The following is a 3,764-nucleotide window of genomic DNA, read 5'->3' as shown; positions in this document are numbered from 1 at the left end:
GGACGGTTTAGTAGATACGGCGATGGTCCAGGGCAGATGGAGGGGCCGATGCAGGACGGATGGCTGGGACGGCTCACCAGAGCGTTCCCCGACGACCCCGGGCTGATCAACCTCAAGGCGGCCGGCCGGGTTGCCTTCGTCGCCCCCATGCTGCTGGCCGTCACCTATCTGGCTGGTGGGGACGTGCGGCTGAGCCTGTTCGCCTGGTTCGGCGCCTACACCCTGCTGGAGTTCATCGACTTCACCGGGCCGACCAAGACCAGGCTGTTGGCCTACGTCGCGTTCGCGATTATCACCGTCTCGCTCATCGTCATCGGCGCACTGTGCTCCCGGACACCCTGGCTGGCGGCGCCGGTGACCGCACTGGTCGCCCTGATCGTGCTGTTTTCCGGGGTCCTCAACGCGTATTTCGCCGCCGCCGGACGGGCCACGCTGATGGCCTTCGTCCTGTCGGTGATGACGCCTGGCCCGGTGTCGGCCATTCCGGAACGGCTCGCCGGCTGGGGGATCGCCATGGTGGTGGCCGTCACCGCGGCCATGGTGCTGTGGACGGAGCGGCCCCCAACACGGCTGCGTGCCGCACTGGCTCAGGCGTGTCGGTCGATGGCCGCCGGGGTGGCGTGGACAACCATGCCTTTTCCGCAGTCTGACGGGACCGGGGCAGACGGGACCGGGGCGGACGAAGTTCCCCGGATCTGGACCGACGTGTTCCACCTGCGTCGCAGGTTCGCCGAGACCGCGCACCGGCCCAGCGGTGTCGGCGGGCGCACCGCGGCGCTGGGGTATCTCGTCGTGGACGTCAACTGGTTGGTCCCGTTCGCCGAACCGCGTGCGGACCGGAATCGGATCGCGGCGGCATGCTTCCCCCGCGAAGCTGCCGAGATCCACACCGCCGCCGCTGCCACGCTCGCCGCCGCTGCCGATCGACTCGACCGCGGTCCACGGCCCGGCCTGGACCGTTTGGAGCGGGCTGAACGGAGGATGCGCACAGCCCTGCTGGACTACCTGGAGGGGCGAGGCAGCCGGCCGGCGCCGGACGCTGACAGGTGGACCGCCCGATCGGCCCAGAAGACGGATGATCTCGTGGTCGCCGAGGCGGAGCAGCCGTCGGCTGACCTCGCGATCGCCGAGGCGTTCCGGCTGCGCAGACTGGCCCGGGGGACCCGAGAGCTGGCGATGAACGTGCTGCAGGTGACCGCGCCGGCACCGGCGCTGCGCTCCTGGGTGCGGCCGCGGGGCTGGCCCGCCAGGCTAAGGCGGCTCACCCGGCGAGGCGTCGCCGCCACCGATCTGGCCGCCGGCTATGCCAGCATCCGGTCGGTGTGGTTCCGCAACAGCGTCCGCGGCGCCGTGGGACTCGCCCTCGCTGTCGCCCTGGCCCAGAACACCGAGGTGCAGCACGGCTTCTGGGTGGTGCTCGGTACCCTGTCGGTGCTGCGGTCGAACGTGGTGGCGACCAGCTCGACGATCCTGCGGGGCCTGCTGGGCACCGGGATCGGTATTGTGGTGGGTGGCCTGTTCGTCGCCCTGATCGGCACCCACACCGTAATATTGTGGCCGCCGCTGCCGCTGGCCGTGTTCGTCGCCGGCTACATGCGGCGGAAGTCGTCCTTCGCGCTGGGCCAGGCAGGCTTCACCGTCGCCATCCTCATCCTTTTCAATATCATTGAACCGTTAGGCTGGCGGGTGGGGCTGGTCCGCATTCAGGACGTCATGATCGGCTTCGGGGTGAGCCTGGCCGTGGGAGCGATGCTGTGGCCGCGAGGAGCGGCTGCGGTCATCCGGCGTCGCGCCGCCGCGGCCTACCGGATGGGCGCGGCCTTCCTCGCCCTGGTCGTCATGCGGGCACCCGGTGATGACGATCCGCCCAGCGCCCGGCCGCGGACCTCGCCCTGGCTGGACCCGGCCTATACCGATATGTCGGACCATCCGGACGGCCCCGCAGATACCATCGGTGCGCTCGTGAGCCGGGTCGACACCTCCCGAACAGTCGACACCTCCCGAACAGAGGGCGCCGACACCGCAGGCTCGGACGACGCGGCCCTCCGCCGTCCCAGCCGGGACCAGCAGGTGGCCGCCGCGGCCCGCGATGCCATCCGCGCCGGGCGGCTGCTCGACGACGCGGTCCGTCAGTACCTGTCGGAGCAGCCTGACGGCCGGCTCGAGGTCGACGCGCTCATGACCGTCGTCGGCGGGGCGCTGCGGCTGCGCCGGACCGCGCAGCTGCTGCACGCCGGCGACGTGCCCTGGCCGGCGGACATCCTGCGGGCCGGGGGCGGCGTCAGCATGATCGCCTCGACCATGGAGATCTCCGCCGCGCTGCCCGATCTGGCCGCCGCCCAGGAAGCGGTCATGGTGGAGACGACCGAGCTGTGCGACTGGTACCTGCGGTTCGCCGAGGCACTCGGCGACGGCAAGCCTCCGCCACCGGCAGACCCGAACCCCAGTCCCGGCTCGGCCAGCATGGCGGCGCTGGCCATGGTGCGTCATGGCGCCGCCGCGCACCGACGCCCGGAACTGCGCGCCGGCGTGGCGCTCGCAGCACGCGCGACCTATCTCGACATCCTGCGTGGTCTGCAACCGATGCTCACCGACGCGGGCATGGCGCTCGTGCACCAGGGCCCCGCTGGGAGCCGCGGCTGGGCGGCCGGCGTACGACCCCGGCGGACTCGCCGGACGCCACGCTGGTGAACCGATCCGTTCGCCGACTTCGTTACGATTGCCCGTCGTGGCGCAGGTGTCCCACCTGCGCCACGACGGTCGATCAGTTCACCTGAGCGTGCCGCCGGTCACCTGGGCGTGCCGCCGGCCGTCGGGACGAGCCTGCCGCAGGCCGCCGGGTCGGTTGCCTCCTCGGGCAGGGCCGGATTGAGCTCGCTGCGGCCGGGGCCGTCGTAGCGGCCGTTGTGGCTGAAGTCGACGCCGTGCTGTTCGATCACGCCCTCACCGGCCCGCAACTGCGCGGCGACCGCCGGGGTGACCGTGAACGTGCGGTGGTAGGTCGCATTCCCAACCGGGAACCTCGCCACCGCCACCTCGCTGGCCGGGCTGGTGTCGCCGGACGTGGTCAGCGACACCGCGACCGGGCCACGCCACGGTTTGCCGTCGACGGTCCGGAAGTGGCCGTGGACGCCGGTGCCGGTCACGTCCGGCGGTGGGCAGACATGGCGGCCACCGATATGGATGTGCTGCGCGTGCGGCAGACCCGGCGCCAGCCCGCGACTGGAGATCGAGATGGTGAGTTGGTCGCCCCGCAGAATCGCGGTAGCGGTGCTGTGGGCGCCGGAATGGTTCAACGGCATGAGTGTCGCTTGAAGGAAGGTCTCCGCGGCGCCGGAGCCGGGCGTCGGCCCGCCGCGGCCACCGCCGGCGGCCGCGGGTGCCGCGGCAAGCGCCGACAGGACCCCCAGCCCGACGGCGGGCAGCAACACCTTTCGAATCAACTGACTACCCATAGTCATGAAGCTATAGAAGGACGCGGGCCCGGACGCGTCAAATCGACCGACCGGAACCTGGTCGGGTGGCCCGGGGGTGCGATCCCCCCGGGCCACCCGACCAGGCCGGTTGAGAGTACATGTCCCGGTAGGTGATCCGCCGCCATTTGCGATAGCTATACCCTCAAATCGGCAGCCGAGGCTGGCCCACAGGCCACATTCCGGCTGGATCTTCCTGCTTCGCCGGGTGCGCCCGGCCGAGCCAGCGTAAGGAGAGACGTAGCTGGTAAACATTCACCTGCTTTAGCGATCTTGCTGTGGGTGACGGTT

General features: G+C 70.9%; 2 protein-coding genes. One reads left to right on the top strand and one right to left on the bottom strand.

Going from position 1 to position 3,764, the window contains the following annotated elements:
- Window positions 1-48 precede the first annotated feature (48 nt).
- Window positions 49-2,691, top strand: coding sequence for an FUSC family protein (locus AC08OQ_RS18350; RefSeq protein ID WP_476602250.1), 2,643 nt, complete (start codon window positions 49-51; stop codon window positions 2,689-2,691).
- Between the two features lie 98 nt (window positions 2,692-2,789).
- Here AC08OQ_RS18350 and AC08OQ_RS18345 read toward each other — a convergent pair whose 3' ends face one another.
- Window positions 2,790-3,431, bottom strand: coding sequence for a hypothetical protein (locus AC08OQ_RS18345; protein ID WP_476602249.1), 642 nt, complete (start codon window positions 3,429-3,431; stop codon window positions 2,790-2,792).
- Window positions 3,432-3,764: the final 333 nt, after the last annotated feature.

This window comes from Frankia sp. CcCS3 (genome assembly GCF_977927575.1).
Note: the sequence above shows the minus strand (reverse complement) of the source record. Positions and strands in the feature narration are given on the sequence as shown.

Coding starts and splice junctions, on each gene's coding strand:
- AC08OQ_RS18350 (WP_476602250.1), top strand. CDS start 49: ATGCAGGACGGATGGCTGGGACGGCTCACCAGAGCGTTCCCCGACGAC.